This window comes from Marisediminicola sp. LYQ85 (assembly GCF_046600695.1).
Lineage (GTDB): Bacteria > Actinomycetota > Actinomycetes > Actinomycetales > Microbacteriaceae > Marisediminicola.
The window spans coordinates 323,097-339,836 of sequence record NZ_JBKIWO010000002.1 but is presented as its reverse complement, the minus strand read 5'-3'; the positions used below and the strand labels follow the sequence as shown (position 1 = coordinate 339,836).

Below are 16,740 nucleotides of genomic sequence, written 5' to 3'. Positions count from 1 at the left end.
CAAGCGCCTGGCCCAGTCTCTGGCCCAGGCGCCCATCCTCAGTCGCGACGACCCTCAGTCGCGACGACCCGGCTTCACGATGCCGTGCTCGTATGCCCACACGACCGCTTCGATGCGGTCGCGCACGGCGAGCTTGAGCAGCACGTTCGACACGTGGGTCTTGACGGTCGCCTCGCCGACGAACAGCCGCGTCGCGATCTCGGCGTTCGATGCGCCCTGGGCGAGGAGGTCGAGCACTTCGCGCTCGCGGGCGCTCAAGCGTTCGAGCTGCTCGAGCGCGTCGGCATCCGGAACATCGCCGCGCGGTTCCCGCGCATTCACGGGGTCGCCGCCCGGCATCGCGAACCTCTCGAGCACGCGCCGCGTCACCTCGGGCGCGAGGAGCGCGTCACCCCGAGCGACCACCCTCACGGCGTCGATGAGCGCCTCGGGGCTCGAGTTCTTGAGCAGAAACCCGCTCGCCCCCGCCTGCAGTGCCGAGAAGAGGTAGTCGTCGCGATCGAACGTGGTGAGCACGAGAACGCGGGTCGAGACATCCCTGTCGGCGACGATGAGGCGGGTCGCTTCGAGGCCGTCCATCCCGGGCATCTGCACGTCCATGCACACGACGTCGGGGCGCAACTCGCGCACGAGGGTCACGGCGTCGCCGCCGGTTCCCGCTTCGCCGACGACCTCGAAGCCGGGCTCGCTGCCGAGGATCACGCGGAACCCCGCTCGCACGAGGTGCTGATCGTCGACGATGAGCACGCGCACGGGGGCATCCGTCACCGTCGCCTCGAGCTCTTCGGTCACGCTGCACCGCCCGCCGTGCCGCGCGCCGCGTCGGCGGTCGCGAAGCGTGCGCGCACGAGAAACCCACCGCGCGGGCGCGGTCCGGTCTCGAGGGTGCCGCCCGTCGCGTCCACACGCTCGCGCATACCCACGAGCCCGAGCCCGCCGCTCGAACCCCGGCTCGTGTCCCTGCTCGCCGCCCGCGCACCGACACCCGTGTCGCTCACCTCGATTTCGACGGCGTCGGCCTCGAAGCGCACCCTCACCTCGGCGGTCGCAGCGGCACCGGCGTGCTTGCGCGCGTTGGTGAGGGCCTCCTGGGCGATGCGATACACGGTCAACCCGATCGTGGTCGGAACCTCGCGTGGCACCCCGACGATGGTGAGGGATGTCGGCAGCCCCGCCGCGACGGCCGCATCGACGAGTTCGCTCAGCTGCTCGATCCCTCGCGTGCTCGACTCGTCGGAGGCGCTCCCCGCGGGCACGCCGTCACCGGCCATGCCGCTGGCTGAACCGCTGGCCGACCGGCCGGTGCCGCCACTCGTGACAGCGCCCTCGTCGCGGAGGGTTCCGAGCATCCGGTGCAGGTCGTCGATGGCGCTGCGAGCGCTGCCCTCGATCGCGCTCAGAGCGGTCGTCGCGCCGGCAGGATCGCGGTCGATGATGCGCCTCGCCGCCCCGGCCTGCACCCCCATGACCGACACGTGGTGGGCGACGACATCGTGAAGTTCGCGCGCGATGCGCAGTCGCTCGCGCGTGACCGCTTGAACCGCGGTGCGTTCACGTTCGTCGGCGAGCTCGATGGTGCGCTGCTCGAGCTCGTGTCGCTGCCGGGCGGCCGCGTAGGCGGTGTCGCCGAAGTACCACCCACCCCAGAAGTAGAGCAGGTTCACGATGACGTTGATGAGGCCGAACGCGGCGTAGGGCGACACCGTTCCGACGCGCGAGAGCATCGGCAGCATCTCGGGGTCGAGCGACCTGAAGTAGAGGTCACCGAACAACCACGCGAACATCCCGATCACGATGACGGTGCGCACGATGAGGGCGCGTCGCCGGTTGGTGCTCCATGCGCCGATCGAGTAGAAGGCGATGAAGAGGCTGATGGTGCTGAAGAGCAGCTCGGGAATCACGAGCGGCACCATGCCCATGAAACTGATCGACGCGATGACGGCGACGACCTCGGGGTAGCGTCGCCGCGCCGCGAGAGGCAGGTTGAGGGCTGCAGCCCACAGCACGATCACCCACGGTTCGGCCGTGTCGTCGGTGTACGAGATCGTCGAGTAGAGCGCGGTGCTCACGAGCGTCGCCGCGAACATCACGACCGCGAGAAGGATGTCGCGACGCGACTCCCGGCGTGACGGCGCCGGCCGACGCCACTCGGTTTCGGGGTCGCCCCCTCCCGAGATGGCGCGGAAGGGCTCGGTGGGGGTCACGCGCCCAGGTTAGCGAGGGCGCCGCGTCGCGACATCCGTCGGGCGGGGGATGCGGCAGCTACGCCGTCACCCCGTCGCCCCCGTGATCCCCTCCGTCGACTCGATCACGGGCGCGAGCTTCTTCGCGAGGGCCTCGTAGAACATCGAGAGCGGAAACTCGTCGTCCATCACGGCATCGGTCAGGAGCTTGGGCGGACCGTCGAGGGGCAGGTCGCCCGTCGCCCAGCGCGATGCCGGGTGCGGCGTGACCGTCGACGACACGAGCGCATAGGCGGCGAGCCAGTGCGCGACCTTCGGCCGATCGATCGACCGCCAGTAGAGCTCGTCGATCTGCGCGCCGAGGGCCATCACGACGTCGGGCACGTCGTCCCAGTCGATCGTGAGACGCGTGTCGGTCCAGTGCAGCACCCGATGCTGGTGCAGCCAGGCGAAGAGCAGTTGTCCGCCGAGACCGTCGTAGTTGCGCACGCGCGACCCGGTGAGGGCGAACCGGAAGACGCGATCGAAGAGCACGGCGTACTGCACGAGCGTCGCGCGTTCGCGCGTCACGGCATCGGTCTGCTCGTCACGGGCCAGACGCACCGCCTCGCGGTAGGCGGTGAGGTCGCACCGCAGCTCTTCGAGCGAGTAGAGGAAGAACGGCATCCGCTGCTTGATCATGAACGGATCGAACGGCAGGTCGCCGCGCATGTGGGTGCGGTCGTGGATGAGGTCCCACAGCACGAACGTCTCTTCGGCGAGTCGCTGGTCGTCGAGAAGCGCCGCGGCGTCGACGGGCAGATCGAGGCGCGTGACGGATGCCGCCTCCCGCACCACCCGCCGAAAGCGCGCCGCCTCGCGGTCGGCGAAGATCGCCCCCCACGTGAAAGCCGGGATCTCGCGCATCGCGACGGTCTCCGGAAACAGCACCGCCGAGTTGGTGTCGTAGCCGGGCGTGAAATCGAGAAAGCGGATGGGCACGAAGAGGGCGTTCGAGTAGGCGCCGGCCTCGAGGTCGGCGACGAACTGCGGCCAGATCACCTCGACGATAACCGCCTCGACGAGGCGGTCGGGCGAGCCGTTCTGGGTGACCATCGGAAAGACGACGAGGTGCCGCACCCCGTTCTGCCGAGCGCGTTGCGGTTGGAAGGCGACGAGCGAGTCGAGAAAGTCGGGAACACCGAAGCCCGCGGTGGCCCACCGCGCGAAATCGCGGTCGAGCGCCTCGAGATAGTCGGCGTCGTGCGCGAAGAGCGGGGCGAGAGCGCGGATGCTCGCGCGGATCGTATCGACCCGGGCTCGCGCATCACCGTGGTCGGCGGCATCCGCGACGCTGCCGTCTTTCGACTGGTGCTGCTGCAGGGCGGTCGCCGCCGCCTTGAGGTCGAGCCACGCGGGGTGCGCGGCGAGGTCGGTGCCCGTGGTGCCCGTGCCGGCGGTGGCCGTGCCCGCGGTGGCCGTGGTTGCGCTTGCGGCGTGGTCGGTGGCGGTTGCGGCGGTTGCTGCGTCTTCGACGACCTCGGGTTCCCCGATGATGGTGGGCTGCACGGGGTTCGTGAGCTGTGACATGGGTCGACCTCCGTTCGTCGTGTGGTGCGGGTGATGCGTGTGGTGCGGTGCGCGCGGCGAGCGAGAACCGTGCCGTGGGTGCCGCGAGCGCGAAGGGTGCGCTCATCGCGAGCCTAACGACGCCCGTCAGCCGAAAAGTTGTCGCTCACGCGGATTTCCCGCGTCGGGGGGCTGTCGCCGCGAAACCCGTGCGCTCGCGACCGCCCGAGCGTCACGCGTCGCGGGAATGTCTGCGGCGACGTCGCGGTTGCTCGACGGTGGCAGCGTGGCCGCACCGGTCGTGCGTCCGCCGCCGGTGAACGCTCGGAAAGGACGTCACCCGTGAGCTCTCTCGCCCGGCTTCGACAGCACGGATCGGCCGACCCCACGGCGGCGACCCCCGCCGCATCCCGATCCGCGGAGACGAGCACGCCCCTGCATCCCGTTCTCGCCGAGCGCTGGAGCCCGCGCGCGTTCGACAGCACCGTCGAGATCGACGAGCAGACCCTCACCGCCGCGCTCGAAGCGGCACGCTGGGCGCCGTCCGCCGGCAACTCGCAGCCCTGGCGGTTCATCGTCGCGCGCCGCGGCACCGAGGCTTTCGGCGCGGTGATGCAGACGCTCGTCGGTTTCAACGCCGAGTGGGCGGGTGCCGCGGGTGCCCTCGTCGTCGCGGTGGCCGACACTCTCGACGCTGCGGGGCAGCCCGCCGTCTGGTCGCATTACGACGTCGGCCAGGCTGTGGCCCACTTCACGGTGCAAGCGCACTCCGACGGTGTGCACGTTCACCAGATCGGCGGATTCGATCGCTCCCGCGTCCGCGCCGCGTTCTCGCTCGACGACCGCTTCGAGCCGCTCACGGTGATCGCGGTCGGTTCGCTCGGATCCCCCGACGCGCTGCCCGAGCGTGCGCGAGCGCGCGAGGGTGCACCGCGCACGAGACTCGCGCTCGCCGACATCCTCATCGCCGACAGCGAGATCGCCGACATCTAGGTCGCCGAGAGCCAGGGTCCGCAACCGGAACGCGTGACAGACTGGGCCGCTCAGGAGGTGCGCCATGGCGTCCAGTGTTTTCGGTGATGCGGGACTCTCCGCAGTGTTCCCCTACGTGTTCTCGGTCATCGCCGCGTTCATCGTGCTCGTCTTCGTGTTCGTCATCGTCTCCCGGGTGCGGGCTGCGAAGAAGGTGCGTGACGCCGGTCACGACCCGCTGACCCTCGACAGCGACCTCGCCGTGAGGGCCATGGAGAGCAAGGCTCTCGCGCCGGATGAGAGCGTCGAGTCGCGCCTCGCCGACCTCGAGCAGCTCCTTGTCGCACGCACCATCACGGCAGACGAATACGCCGAAGCGCGACGACGCATCCTCGACAGCATCTGAGTCGACTCACGCCGACCTCGGCTGACCGCCGCTCGCCGGAGCCGACCGCCCTCCGGTCGATGGCGTCCTCTGCGTAGAGCAGACTGGACGGATGGGCGGAGTTCTGGTCGGGTTCGCGATCATCGGCTCGGTCATCGCCCTCGGGTATGTCGTCGGTCGCAGCGGGGTGCTCGGCGAGCACGCCGGTTTCGTGCTCGGCCGCATCGTCTTCTTCGTGCTCTCGCCGTTTCTGCTCTTCACCGTGCTCGCCGACGCCGAGGTCTCGGTGCTCTTCTCCTCCCTGCTCGTCGTGTCGATCGTCGCGGCCGTCGCCTCGTTCGCGATCTATGCGATCGTCGCGTTCGCCGTCTGGCGACGCCCCCTGCCGGAGGGTCTCATCGCCACCGCGGGTGCGGGGTGGGTCAACTCGAACAACATCGGCATCCCCGTGGCCGTCTACGTCATCGGCGACCCCGCGTTCGCCGCGCCGGTGATCCTCGTGCAGCTCATCGTGTTCACCCCGATCGTGCTCACGATGCTCGACCTCGCCACGAGCGGACGCACCTCTGTCGGGCGCGTGCTCTCGCAACCGTTCCGCAACCCGATCATCATCGGTTCGGCTCTCGGTGCCCTCGTCTCGGTGTTCGAGCTCGAGATCCCGGAACCCGTCATGGAGCCGTTCCGCCTCGTGGGTGCCGCGGCCGTTCCCGTGGTGCTCATCGCGTTCGGCATGTCGCTCAGCGGGCAGCGGTTGCTCGTCGCCGGGTCGGGGCGTCGCGACATCCTCTTCGCGTCGGCGATCAAGCTCCTCGTGATGCCCGTGCTCGCGTGGGTGTTCGGCCACTTCGTGTTCGGGCTCGAAGGCCAGGCGCTCTTCGCCGTCGTCGTGATGGCGTCGCTGCCGAGCGCTCAGAACGTCTTCAACTACGCGCAGCGGTATGAGCGCGGCGAGATCATCGCGCGCGACATCGTGCTCATCACGACGGTCGGGTCGCTACCGGTTCTGCTCGTCGTGGCGGCGTTGCTGAGTTGAGTGTGCGGCGCTAGAAGATCATCGGGCGATCGTCGTCGTCACCCTCGAGGGCGAGATCGACGACGACGGGAACGTGGTCGCTCGGCCCGTCGCCCTTGCGTTCCTCGCGGTCGATGTGGGCCGACGTCACGAGCTCGTCGAACGCTGTCGAGCCGAGGATGAAGTCGATGCGCATGCCCTCGTTGCGGGGGAACCGCAGCTGCTGATAGTCCCAGTAGGTGTATCCCTCGATGCCGCGCGAGCGCAGAGCGTCGATGAGCCCCGAGGCTTCGAACGCGCGGAAGGCGTCGCGCTCGGGCTCGCTCACGTGGGTGCGCCCCTCGAACACCGACCTGTCCCAGACGTCGTGGTCGAACGGGGCGATGTTGAAGTCGCCCATGAGGGCCAGCGGAGCATCGGGGTGGGCGGCGAGCCACGCCGTGGTCTCGTCGTTGAGCGTCTTGAGCCACTCGAGTTTGTAGGCGTAGTGGGGGTTGTCGAGTTCTCGACCGTTGGGCACGTAGAGGCTCCACAAACGCACCCCGTCGACGGTCGCGGCGATCGCTCGAGCCTCGACGGGTAGTGCGCCCGTGTCGTCGGGCTTGCCGAACCCCGGGGCGTTCGCGAAACCGCGCTGCACGTCATCCATCGGCAGTCGACTCGCGAACGCGACGCCGTTCCACTGGTTGAGTCCGTGCAGAACGACGTCGTAGCCCGCCTCCTCGAAGACCTCGAACGGAAACTGGCTCTCTTTGCACTTGATCTCTTGCATGCCGAGAACGTCGACGTCTTCGCGCACGAGCCAATCGACGACCCTGGCCGCTCTCGTGCGGATCGAGTTGACATTCCAGGTGGCGACACGCATGGTCCCACGCTATCGCGGCGGAGGACTGCCAGCCTTTTCGCCCTCCAGTCACCCCCGTTCGAGGGTCACGGCGACGTACCGTCGAGGTATGGTCCGCAACGAACCCGAATCTCGTGCGGAGCAGCCAGACACGCCGTCGACGACGACGAAGAGCGAGAGTACGGATGCCGCGCCACGCGACGAGGCCCCGACTCGAGTGACCCGGCCGCTCGCACCCCCGCCCGCCAAGCGCGCGCCCGCACCGTCGGGTGGCGCCACGTCCGGCGGCGCTGTGCCGCGCGCCCGCACCCCCCGCCAGACGTCGCGCCCCGCGCCTCGCCCCGCGCCGCGTTCCGACGGGTCGTCGCCTGCGATCCCGAGCGCTCCGCCGCAGCCGGAGCGGGCTTCGCGACCCCGTCCGCGCGCCGCCACACCACTGGCTGCCGCGGGCTCGGCCGCGGACTCGGAGGCTGTTTCGCCTCCGGTGTCGGGCGCCGACTCGGGGCTGGAATCAGAGTCGCCCTCCGGTCCGGAATCGACGGGGGAAGCCCTCACGGATGTCGACGCGGTGGCAGCGCTTTTCTCCGACCCTGTTGAGCCCTCGCCGGTCCCCCCTCGCGCCGACCGCACCGCGGCACCGCCGCGTGTCGCCCATCGGCCCGCGGTTCCCGTCGCGAACGCGCCCGTGCCCCTCACACCTCCGCCGCCTGCGAGGGGAGTGCTCATGACGGCGACGCGAGAGCGTCTCGCCGTCGCGATCCTCGCCGGGGGTGCGCTCGCCGCAGTCGTGATCGCGGGGGTGAGTGGTGGTTTCTCCGGTCGCGCCGTCGAGATGCAACCCGACCCCTCGGGTGCCTCGAGTTCGTCGTCGACCCTCGACCCGTCGCGCTCCGGGTCGACGGGTGACGGCACCCGACAGGGCGTCGGTGAGAACGCCGCGGGCGAGAACCGCTCGGGTCGGGGTGGCACCGGGCCGGGCGACGGCGACGCGCAGGACCGGCTCGACTCCGATGGGCGCTCCGATGCGCCCTCCGCGGGGGACGCGGCACACGGTTCGGGTTCCGGCACCGATTCCTGGCAGAGATCGGGGTCGCTCGACGCGTTCGAGCAGCGTGCCGCACGATTCTTCCCGGGCATGCAGCCGGGCTCGCAGCCCTCGGCATCGTCGCCCCCGTCGTCGAGTGCCGATCGCAGGCCGAACGCCACGAGAACACCGACCCCGCCGCGCGCGACACCGTCTCGGCCCGCACCCTCGCGGCCGCCGCAGTCGAACCCGGTGCCACCCGTGCGGCCGGCGTCGCCGAGCGTTCCCTCCACACCGACCGTGCCGGCGGTGCCGACACCACCCTCGACACCGGACACGCCGAGCACCCCGACCACACCGAGCACCCCGACCACTCCGTCGCTTCCGACCGACCCTCCCGCGGGGGAGTCGCCTGTCTCGCCGGCACCCGACCCGGAGGATTCGACCCCGGGTGGCGGCGGTCAGGGCGGCGGCCTGCTCGGCGGTCTCCTCGACCCGATCGTGGATCTCTTGCGCCCCTAGGCCGCGCTCACCGCAACCGGCGGTAGCCGCTCACGATGCGCTGCACGGCACTCGCGACGACGAAGAGCGCCCACACCGCGGCGATCTGCCACGCGACGAAAGGCAGGATGAGCCACGCGCTGTGCACGACGATCGTCTCGGTGCCTTCGGCGATTCGCCCGAGGAACGACAGTGAGCGGCCGTCGTCGAGGGTGCGCCCCGTGCGTTCCGCGATCGACGAGAACGCGAGAAAAGCGGTGCCGTTGACGTAGTAGGCGAAGAGCACGAGCAGAAACGGCCACCACGGGGCGTCGAACGCGGTGGTCACGCCGACGGCGACTCCGACGACGGTCGCGCCGTAGACCACGAAGTCGGCGACGATGTCGAGAAAACCGCCAGCTTCGCTCGCGCGCCCGACCGTCGCCGACCCCGGCCCCGACTCCGAACCCACGACGCCGGCGGATGTCGCCGCGATCGTCGCTCGCCGGCGGCGGGCGAGCGTGCCGTCGAGTCCGTCCGCGACGCGGGAGACGAGCCACAGCACGAGGGCGAGCGGCCACAGACCGGCGGCAGCCGCGCCCGCGCTCCCGAGTCCGAGCACGAGTCCCGCGACGGTCAGCCGATCGGGGGTGATGCCGGGACGGTCGATCGCGGCAGCAACCCCGGCGAGCACAGGGTCGAGCACGCGCCGAACGGGAGCGTCAAGCATCCGCTGAGGTGACGCCATCTGCGGAGGTGTCGGCGACGCGGGCGCCGCCGGCGGGCGCATCGTCGTCTTCGTGGGCTTTCTTTCGCGCCCGCACGCCGAAGAGGGCCCCCACGATCGTGAGCACGCCGAGGATGCCGAGGGTCAGGTAGAGCTGCCACCCCATCTCGAGGCCGAACGCTCCGAGCGCCACGTAGGCGAGGGTGCCGGGGATGATCCCCACGGCCGTACCGATCGCGTAGTTGCGCCGGCTGACCCCGGTGAGCCCCGCGCTGTAGTTGATGACGGTGAAGGGGAGCACGGGGATGAGTCGCACGCCGATCATGGCGCCGAGCCCGCGCTCGCGCAGCACCGCGTCGACGCGCGCGACGCGCGAGCCCGTGAACCGCTCGACGGCGTCCCTGCCGAGAGCCCGGCCGATGACGAATCCGGCCGCGGCGCCGACGAGCGCGCCGAGGTATACGGCGAGTGACCCGAGGCCGAACCCCCAGATCACGCCCGCCGCGATGCCCACGAGGTTCTTGGGGATGGGCGTGAGTGTCACGACCCCGTAGGCGAGCACGAAGAGCACGATCCCGAACGCTCCGGCCTGCGCTGCCGTGTCACGGATGACGTCGACGGGAGGGATGTCGATGATGATCCCAACCACCACGGCGATGGCTACGAAGACCAGGAGGATGACGAGCTTGATGAGCGCCCGGCGACGTGCGCCCGTCTTTTCCGCATCCATCGGCGTCGGCCCTCTTTCGTTTTTCGTACATCGCGCGGCACAGACCGTGGGGGTGGACAGAGTGATCTAGGGTCAGAAGTCTTGCACCACTTGTGACCTGTCGACCGCACCGCCCACTCACGTCCCTGCTCATCGACCTCGTCGATGACACCTCACCGAGGAGTTGCCCGTGACCATCTTCCGTCGATCACCGCGAACACGAAGAATCGCTCTAGCCGGGGTCGCCGCAGCGCTCTTCGCCACAACGGTCGCGGGGTGTGCGGCGCCGTCGCCCGACGGCGCGACGTCGGCGTTCGAGAACTGGGACGAGGTCGTCGAGGCGGCCGACGGTCAGACGGTCTCGCTGTGGATGTTCGGCGGCGACGACCGGGCCAACGCCTACATCGACGACGTGCTCGCTCCCGCCGTCGCGGACGAGGGGGTCACCCTCGAGCGCGTGCCCGTCACCGACACCGCGGATGCCCTCAACCGCGTGCTCTCCGAACTGCAGGCCGGTCGCGACGACGACGGCTCCGTCGACCTCATCTGGGTCAACGGCGAGAACTTCGGCACCGGCAAGGAGGCGGGGGCGTGGTTGTGCGACTGGACGAGCATGCTGCCCAACATGGAGCGCACCGACCCCGACGACCCGCTGCTCACGAGCGATTTCGGCACACCGGTCGACGGGTGCGAGGCGCCGTGGTCGAAGGCGCAGTTCAGCCTCGTCTACAACTCCGACGTCATCGACGACCCGCCCTCGACCCTCGAGGGGGTGCTCGAGTGGGCCGAGGAGAACCCCGGCCGTTTCACCTACCCGGCACCGCCGGACTTCACGGGATCGGTGTTCACTCGCGAGGTGCTCTACAGCGTCTCGGGTGGCTATGAGAACGTGCCGCTCGAGTTCGACCAGGCCGCATACGACGAGTTGACTCCGGCGCTCTACGAGCGGCTGACCGAGCTCGCGCCGTCGCTGTGGCGCGAGGGCGACACCTATCCGACCACGGCCGACGAGCTCAACCAGCTCTACGCCGACGGCCAGATCGACATGACGATGACCTACGGACCGTCGACGCTCACGGAGCTCGTCGAAGACGGAACCTACCCCGAGGGAACGCGCATCCTGACCCTCGACGAGGGCACCGTCGGCAACGTGAGCTTCCTCGGCATCCCGTCGAACGCGGAGTCGGCGGCCGGCGCCATGGTCGTCGCGAACGTGGCGCTCTCGGTCGACCAGCAGGTGCAGAAGGCCGACCCCGACGTGTGGGGGCCGTTCACCGTGCTCGACTACGACTCGCTCACCGCCGACGAGCAGGCTCTGTTCGACGCGCTCCCCGAGTCGCCCGTCGTGCCGTCGTTCGAGGTGCTCTCGGAGAACGCCAACCCCGAGCTGTCGGCGGGCTGGGTGCCCGAGATCGAAGAGGGCTGGCGCTCGAGCGTCCTGGGCGCCGAGTAGCTCGAGGTGTCGGACGCCATGAGGGTCATCCTCGACTGCGACACGAAGAACGAGATCGACGATCAGCTCGCTATCGCCTATGCGCTCGGAAGCCCCGAGCTCGACGTGCTCGGCGTCGTCTCGGTGCAGAACACGACCGCGTCGGGTGTGGCATCCGTCGACGTCTACACCGAGGAGGCGCGGCTCGTGGCCGACCTGTGCGGTCGGCCCGATCTGCCGTGCCTGCCCGGTGCCCGCGCCCCGATGGAGACGCCGTCGACGCCCGTCGGCAGCGCCGGGCTCGACTTCATCGTCGAGCACGCGCAGATCGCTCCGCTGACCCTCCTCGCGACCGGCCCGATCACCGATGTCGCGTCGCTCGTTCTGCAGCGACCGGATCTCGTCGAGCGCGTTCACGTCGTGTGGGCCGGTGCCTTTCCCGACGAGGCCACCTGGAACCGCTTCCGGCTCGGCGAACTCAACGCGCGCGCCGACATCGCCGCCTGGAGAGCGCTCTACTCGAGCGACATCCGGCTCACGCTCCTGCCGGGCTGGCCCGCCATCGCGCGCGTCGCGGTGCCCTGGCGCGACTACTCCGCGCAATTGCGTGACCTCGGGGGCGAGCTGAGCGAGTTCCTCGCGACGATTATCGAGGAGTACTCCGCCTCCCGCAGCTCGTGGTGGCTCGGCAGCGAGGAGGCGCAGCGCCACAAGATCCTGTGGGATGTCGTCAACGTCGCGATTCTGCGCAACCCCGCGTGGGTCACCCTCGAGCACCGCGACCTGCCGACCCTCGATGCGGCCGGCGCCCCCGATTACTCCCGACCGGCACGATCGGCGGACGTGTGCGTCGACGTCGACGAGCGCGCCATCATCGACGACCTCTGGACCGTGCTCGAGTCGTTCGCGACGGGGCGCTCCCCGGTCGTCGGGCCCGCGAACGCATGAGCCTCGCTCCGCTGCCCACCCGCTCCGACGCCGCTCGGGCCGCGGGCGCGAAGTCCCGCGTCGTCGGCACCCTCATGGTGATGCCGGCCCTCATCCCCGCGCTTTTCGTGGTCGTCGGAGGAACGGGGGCCGCGATCATCCAGAGCCTCGGTCTCATGCCGCTCATCGGGCCGATCACGTTCGGGTTGGATGCCTACACCGCGCAGGCGTCGGCCCTTCCGACCGCGATCGGGGTCTCTCTCGGTATCGCCGCGGCGTCGACCCTCATCTCGGCGGTCGTCGGGTTCGCGGCCGCCCTCGTGATCGTCTCCGGGCGTTTCGGCGGCCGGCTCATCGCCCTCATCAGCGCCTCGTCGGTCACGGTGCCGCACCTCGTCGGCGCCGCCGCGATCGGCCTGCTGCTCGCCGACTCCGGGTTTCTGCCGCGCCTGCTCGGCATCCCGTCCGACGCGTGGCCCCGCCTCGTCGGCGGACCGTGGTGGGTCGCCGTGATCGCCGAGTACGCGTGGAAGGAGTCGGCGTTCGTCGCCCTCGTCGTCGCCGGCACGCTCGCGACACGCGTGGCCCGATACGACGAGACGGCCGCGCTCCTCGGCGCGAGTCGCGCCAAGCGTCTGCGCTTCGTCATGGTGCCCCTCGCTATGCCGGCCCTCGTGATCTCGTGCACGATCACCTTCGTCTTCACCCTCGGCTCCTACGAGGTCGCGTGGCTACTCGGGCGCACCTACCCCGAGCCTCTGCCCGTGATGGCGCTCCGCCTCTTCGGGTCCATCTCGCTCGCGTCCCGCCCCGAGGCGGCCGCCGTCGCCGTCGTCACGACCCTCATCTCGCTCGTGGTCGTGGCTCTCGCGTTCTTCGCCCTCCGTCGAACGGCGGTGTGGCGCTGACATGACGCTCTCCACTCGCTCCCTCACGGCGGATGTCCCCGACCGCCCCCGCGGCACCCTTAGGCTCCCCGGCGACCCCGGCACGAGACTCACGGTCTCGCGCGGTGCCGGTCGTGTCGCGCGCATCTCGGGCGCGGTGCTCCTAACCGTGTGGTTCGTGCTCCCGTTCGCGCCTCTCGTGCTGTGGGCCTTCGCCGACCGCTGGTCGTTTCCCGCCGTCTTCCCCACCGATTGGGGCACGCGCGGGCTCGAGACGGCGCTCGCCCAGGGCGCGGTGCCCGCGTTCGGCCGCTCCCTCATGCTCGGGCTCCTCGTCGCGGCGATCGCGACACCGATCGGCGCGATGGCCGCTCGAGCGCTCACCCTCGGTCGCGTGCGGTGGCCGCGCGCGGTGAGCGTCATCCTCCTCGCGCCGATCGCGCTGCCCGCGTTCGCCGCGGTCATGGGCCTCAATGTCATCCTCTTGCGTGCCTACATCCCGCCCCTCGTCGGGCTCGTGCTCGTGCTCGTGGTCGTCTCGCTGCCGTACACGACCTTCGCGATGCGGGTCGCCTACGCCGCCCACGACATCCACTACGAGGAGGAGGCGCGCACACTCGGCGCCTCGCCGTTCCAGGTGCTGTGGCGCGTGCACATCCCGCTCGTGGCCCCCGCGCTCGCGCGCGCCGCGTTCCTCGCGTTCCTCGTCGGGTGGAGCGACTACATCGTCACCGTCATCATCGGCGGCGGCACCGTCGTGTCGCTGCCGCTCGTGATCGCCTCGACCGCGTCGGGCATCGGCAACGACTCCAACACCGCCATCCTGTCTCTCGCCGCGGTTCTGCCGCCGCTCGCACTGCTCGTGCTCACCGGCCTCGCCGGCCGCCGGCCCGCGGGCACCGACCGAACGGAGGAGCCGCGTTGAGCGCTCACCTCACCCTCGACTGCGTCTCGAAGTCGTTCTCCGACGCCCACGCTCCCGCCCTCGACGGCGTGACGCTCACGGTCGCGGCGTCGTCGTGCACCGCCATCCTCGGGCCGAGCGGCTCGGGCAAGAGCACCATCCTGCGCGTGATGGCCGGCCTCGATCACGTGAGCGACGGTCAAGTGCTCGTCGACGGAAAGGATGTCGCGGGCCTCGCCCCCGAGCGCCGGGGAATGGGCATGGTCTTCCAACGCCCCCTCCTCTTCCCTCACTTGAGCGTTCTCGACAACGTCGCTTTCGCAGACCGGGTCGCGGGTGTTCCGCGAGCGACGGCACGATCGAACGCCGAGCGGTATCTCGAGATGGTCCAGCTCGGGGGCTACGGCAAGAGGCCGATCACGGCGCTCTCGGGCGGTCAGGAGCAGAGGGTCGCGATCGCCCGAGCGCTCGCGGCGAAACCCGACGTGCTTCTGCTCGACGAACCGTTCAGCGCGCTCGACCCCGCGCTGCGCGAAGACATGCACGTGCTCATCGGAGACATCAGGGAGGCGCTCGCCCCCACCATCGTTCTCGTGACCCACGACCGCGACGAGGCGTCGGCGGTCGCCGACCAGATCGCGATCCTGCACGAGGGCGAGTTGCTGCAGCACGACACCGTCGACCGCATCTACAACCGGCCCGCGTCGGTTCGCGTGGCGCGACTCATGGGCGGTGCGAACGAGGTTGCGGGCGAGGTGCGCGGGGGAGTGCACCACAGCGCACTGGGCGCCGTCGAGCTCGGCGACGCGGTCGACGACGGCCCGGGTGTGCTCGTCGTGCGTCAGGAGGCACTCGGGGTGCGGTCGAGCGACGGCGCGGTCGGCGGCGACGAAGTCGAGGGCACGGTCGCCGACATCCGGCACCTGGGCCCGCGGCGCATCCTCACGATCGCGTTCGGCCCCGCCGGCGAGGTGCGGCTGGGGGCCGAGCTTCCTCCCGGGCAGGGCGTCGCGGTCGGGTCTTCGGTCACCGTGCGGTTGCCGCGTGCCGCCGTCTCGGTCGTGCCCGCCGGGCGGTAGGGCGAGCTCGGGCACCGGTCGCTGAGCGCACAAGAGCGCGCCGACCTACGAGAGGCCGACCGACGCGCGGACCTGCGCGCCGTCCCTAGGCGACGCCCCTAGGCGTCGTCCCTACGCGTCGACGTGCCGTCCGGTCTTGCGCACGGGGCTCAAGCCGTCGGGGCGCGACACGATCGCGGGCTCGGCCTGGTCGCCCGAGCGTCCGATGAGCGGCAGGAGCTTGCGCAGCCCGATGTTCTCGATCGGGTCGAGCACCGAGTGCTGCGTGCACGCGGGCACGAGGCGCCCGTCTTCGGGGTGGCTCATGGCGTACATGCACGAGCCGAGGCGCTCCTGGGTCTCGCGGATCTTCGGGTCGTCACTCGTGACGCCCTCCTCCATGAGCTTCCACGCGGGGGCGACGACATCCGCGTCCATGAAGTTGTGCACCACGAAGGTCTTGAAGCCGAGCTTGCCCTTGCGAGCGGCTCGCAGCATGCGGCCGACCCCGCCGGCGCGCTTGACGACACGACGGGCGAGCCCGATGAGGGGCGGGATGTCTCCGGGGTGACCGGCGATCGCCCTGATGATCTTGATCGTGAGGATGTGCGTCGGGATGTCACCGAAGATCATCCCGCCGAAGTGGTCGAGAAAGCGGTCGCGCGCGGCGATGTCGCGGGGGTCGTCGGCGTCGAGCAGCACGGCGAATCGCCCGTCCACGCGCATTCCGACGGTCGAGCGGTTGCATCGCGGGTCACCGAACTGGGTGGCCTTCCACGGAATCTTGTGGCCGGCACCCTCCTCGATCTGATCCCACACGGCGTCGATCGTGACCTCGGTGAAGTCCTCTTTCCAGCGCCGGTCGTCCCCGATGAAGGCGGCGGGCTGGAACGACATCATGTCGAAGGGCATCTCGAGAACGTCGCGCGTGACCGAGCCGACCTCGCCGACGTTCGACGGCGTCACCGTCATGTTGTGCGCGAGGTACGACTTCACTCCGTGCTCGCGCTTGAGGTCGACGAACATCTGGGCGAACTTCTCGCGGAACGGGTTGAGCTCCGCTTCGCTGCGGGGCCGCACCGCTCCCCGCCGACCGCGCATGAGCGAGTCGAAGTGGGCTGCGAACGACACCTTCTTGAAGCGCGGTGAACCGTCGGCGTCGAGCACGACGTCTTTGAGGTAGTCGTAGGAGAAGTCGCCGTGGGTCATCGACATGGGCTCGCGGCCGAACTTGCGCATCGTCAGAAGGGCCTGGGCGTGGTCTTCTGCGGGGAGGAGACTGACCTCGCCGCCGATGAGCTGGGCGTGGGCACGAGGTCCGCGCACCTGGTGCAGAAACTCCATCTGCTCGTGCACTTCGGCGACGGTGTGGTCGCCGTCGATGCGCACCTTGTTGGCGTCTGCCGAGTGGTAGCACGGCGAACACGTGAGGTCGCACTTCGGGAACACCCCGTGGGTGCCCTCGCAGCCGACAGCGCAGCGACCGAGCAACTGATTGTCGGTCTTGACGTGCTCGGGCAGTTCGGCCCAGCGCTTCGCGAGCGCCCGCTTCGTGTGCGGGTGGATCGGCCTCGTGTCGAGTTCGAACGAGCGGATGCGATTCGCGAGCGACATGCGGTCTCCAGTGAGGTCGGTCGGCCGAATGGTC

At 70.0% G+C, this 16,740-nt stretch carries 16 protein-coding genes; 9 read left to right on the top strand and 7 right to left on the bottom strand.

The genetic code is table 11. The features are described from left to right. Positions 1 to 54 precede the first annotated feature (54 nt). The 3 genes from ACLHG5_RS09930 to ACLHG5_RS09920 all read right to left on the bottom strand — a co-directional run bounded on the left by ACLHG5_RS09930 (position 55) and on the right by ACLHG5_RS09920 (position 3,752). Positions 55 to 792, bottom strand: coding sequence for a response regulator (locus ACLHG5_RS09930; RefSeq protein ID WP_411318648.1), 738 nt, complete (start codon positions 790 to 792; stop codon positions 55 to 57). Next, positions 789 to 2,204, bottom strand: a complete 1,416-nt coding sequence (locus ACLHG5_RS09925) for a sensor histidine kinase (RefSeq protein WP_411318647.1) — start codon at positions 2,202 to 2,204, stop codon at positions 789 to 791. Before ACLHG5_RS09925 ends, ACLHG5_RS09930 begins: the two co-directional genes overlap by 4 nt. Before the next feature lie 66 nt (positions 2,205 to 2,270). Further along, entirely contained in the window at positions 2,271 to 3,752 is a 1,482-nt protein-coding gene (locus ACLHG5_RS09920; RefSeq protein ID WP_411318646.1) for a DUF6421 family protein, read from the bottom strand. A 321-nt stretch (positions 3,753 to 4,073) separates the two neighbouring features. Here ACLHG5_RS09920 and ACLHG5_RS09915 point away from each other — a divergent pair, with 321 nt between their 5' ends. From ACLHG5_RS09915 to ACLHG5_RS09905, 3 genes are all read left to right on the top strand, one after another. Further along, a complete protein-coding gene (locus ACLHG5_RS09915) occupies positions 4,074 to 4,724 on the top strand; it encodes a nitroreductase family protein (protein WP_411318645.1) in 651 nt (216 codons plus the stop codon). Between the two features lie 64 nt (positions 4,725 to 4,788). Beyond that, positions 4,789 to 5,109 carry an SHOCT domain-containing protein gene (locus ACLHG5_RS09910; RefSeq protein WP_411318644.1) on the top strand — a complete coding sequence of 107 codons (321 nt, stop codon included), beginning with the start codon at positions 4,789 to 4,791 and terminating at the stop codon, positions 5,107 to 5,109. A gap of 91 nt (positions 5,110 to 5,200) precedes the next feature. Further along, on the top strand, positions 5,201 to 6,121 hold the full coding sequence (locus tag ACLHG5_RS09905; protein ID WP_411316948.1) for an AEC family transporter: 921 nt from the start codon (positions 5,201 to 5,203) through the stop codon (positions 6,119 to 6,121). A 10-nt stretch (positions 6,122 to 6,131) separates the two neighbouring features. Here ACLHG5_RS09905 and ACLHG5_RS09900 read toward each other — a convergent pair whose 3' ends face one another. Next, entirely contained in the window at positions 6,132 to 6,965 is an 834-nt protein-coding gene (locus ACLHG5_RS09900; protein ID WP_411318643.1) for an exodeoxyribonuclease III, read from the bottom strand. 703 nt (positions 6,966 to 7,668) lie between these two features. Here ACLHG5_RS09900 and ACLHG5_RS09895 point away from each other — a divergent pair. After that, positions 7,669 to 8,490, top strand: coding sequence for a hypothetical protein (locus ACLHG5_RS09895; RefSeq protein ID WP_411318642.1), 822 nt, complete (start codon positions 7,669 to 7,671; stop codon positions 8,488 to 8,490). A 7-nt stretch (positions 8,491 to 8,497) separates the two neighbouring features. Here the strand turns inward: ACLHG5_RS09895 and ACLHG5_RS09890 are convergent, their stop codons facing one another. After that, entirely contained in the window at positions 8,498 to 9,178 is a 681-nt protein-coding gene (locus ACLHG5_RS09890; RefSeq protein WP_411316951.1) for a CDP-alcohol phosphatidyltransferase family protein, read from the bottom strand. Next, positions 9,171 to 9,905, bottom strand: a complete 735-nt coding sequence (locus ACLHG5_RS09885) for a TVP38/TMEM64 family protein (protein ID WP_411318641.1) — start codon at positions 9,903 to 9,905, stop codon at positions 9,171 to 9,173. The genes ACLHG5_RS09890 and ACLHG5_RS09885 overlap by 8 nt, the downstream gene beginning before the upstream one ends. Before the next feature lie 169 nt (positions 9,906 to 10,074). Between ACLHG5_RS09885 and ACLHG5_RS09880 the strand changes: the two genes are divergently transcribed. Genes ACLHG5_RS09880 through ACLHG5_RS09860 form a run of 5 tightly spaced genes read left to right on the top strand, consistent with a single transcriptional unit; the run spans position 10,075 to position 15,113 of the window. Next, complete coding sequence (locus tag ACLHG5_RS09880) at positions 10,075 to 11,337, top strand: ABC transporter substrate-binding protein (protein ID WP_411316953.1); 1,263 nt, start codon at positions 10,075 to 10,077, stop codon at positions 11,335 to 11,337. A 6-nt stretch (positions 11,338 to 11,343) separates the two neighbouring features. Next, entirely contained in the window at positions 11,344 to 12,264 is a 921-nt protein-coding gene (locus ACLHG5_RS09875; RefSeq protein WP_411318640.1) for a nucleoside hydrolase, read from the top strand. Next, the gene (locus ACLHG5_RS09870; RefSeq protein WP_411316955.1) at positions 12,261 to 13,151 is read left to right on the top strand and encodes an ABC transporter permease; all 891 of its coding nucleotides are present in this window, start codon (positions 12,261 to 12,263) and stop codon (positions 13,149 to 13,151) included. The genes ACLHG5_RS09875 and ACLHG5_RS09870 overlap by 4 nt, the downstream gene beginning before the upstream one ends. 1 nt (position 13,152) lies before the next feature. Further along, complete coding sequence (locus ACLHG5_RS09865; protein WP_411316956.1) at positions 13,153 to 14,055, top strand: ABC transporter permease; 903 nt, start codon at positions 13,153 to 13,155, stop codon at positions 14,053 to 14,055. Beyond that, on the top strand, positions 14,052 to 15,113 hold the full coding sequence (locus ACLHG5_RS09860) for an ABC transporter ATP-binding protein (RefSeq protein WP_411316957.1): 1,062 nt from the start codon (positions 14,052 to 14,054) through the stop codon (positions 15,111 to 15,113). The genes ACLHG5_RS09865 and ACLHG5_RS09860 overlap by 4 nt, the downstream gene beginning before the upstream one ends. A 111-nt stretch (positions 15,114 to 15,224) precedes the next feature. Here ACLHG5_RS09860 and ACLHG5_RS09855 read toward each other — a convergent pair whose 3' ends face one another. Beyond that, entirely contained in the window at positions 15,225 to 16,706 is a 1,482-nt protein-coding gene (locus ACLHG5_RS09855) for a hypothetical protein (RefSeq protein ID WP_411318639.1), read from the bottom strand. Between the last annotated feature and the right edge of the window lie 34 nt (positions 16,707 to 16,740).

Coding starts and splice junctions, on each gene's coding strand:
- ACLHG5_RS09920 (WP_411318646.1), bottom strand. CDS start 3,752: ATGTCACAGCTCACGAACCCCGTGCAGCCCACCATCATCGGGGAACCC.
- ACLHG5_RS09910 (WP_411318644.1), top strand. CDS start 4,789: ATGGCGTCCAGTGTTTTCGGTGATGCGGGACTCTCCGCAGTGTTCCCC.
- ACLHG5_RS09905 (WP_411316948.1), top strand. CDS start 5,201: ATGGGCGGAGTTCTGGTCGGGTTCGCGATCATCGGCTCGGTCATCGCC.
- ACLHG5_RS09900 (WP_411318643.1), bottom strand. CDS start 6,965: ATGCGTGTCGCCACCTGGAATGTCAACTCGATCCGCACGAGAGCGGCC.
- ACLHG5_RS09895 (WP_411318642.1), top strand. CDS start 7,669: ATGACGGCGACGCGAGAGCGTCTCGCCGTCGCGATCCTCGCCGGGGGT.
- ACLHG5_RS09890 (WP_411316951.1), bottom strand. CDS start 9,178: ATGCTTGACGCTCCCGTTCGGCGCGTGCTCGACCCTGTGCTCGCCGGG.
- ACLHG5_RS09885 (WP_411318641.1), bottom strand. CDS start 9,905: ATGGATGCGGAAAAGACGGGCGCACGTCGCCGGGCGCTCATCAAGCTC.
- ACLHG5_RS09870 (WP_411316955.1), top strand. CDS start 12,261: ATGAGCCTCGCTCCGCTGCCCACCCGCTCCGACGCCGCTCGGGCCGCG.
- ACLHG5_RS09865 (WP_411316956.1), top strand. CDS start 13,153: ATGACGCTCTCCACTCGCTCCCTCACGGCGGATGTCCCCGACCGCCCC.
- ACLHG5_RS09855 (WP_411318639.1), bottom strand. CDS start 16,706: ATGTCGCTCGCGAATCGCATCCGCTCGTTCGAACTCGACACGAGGCCG.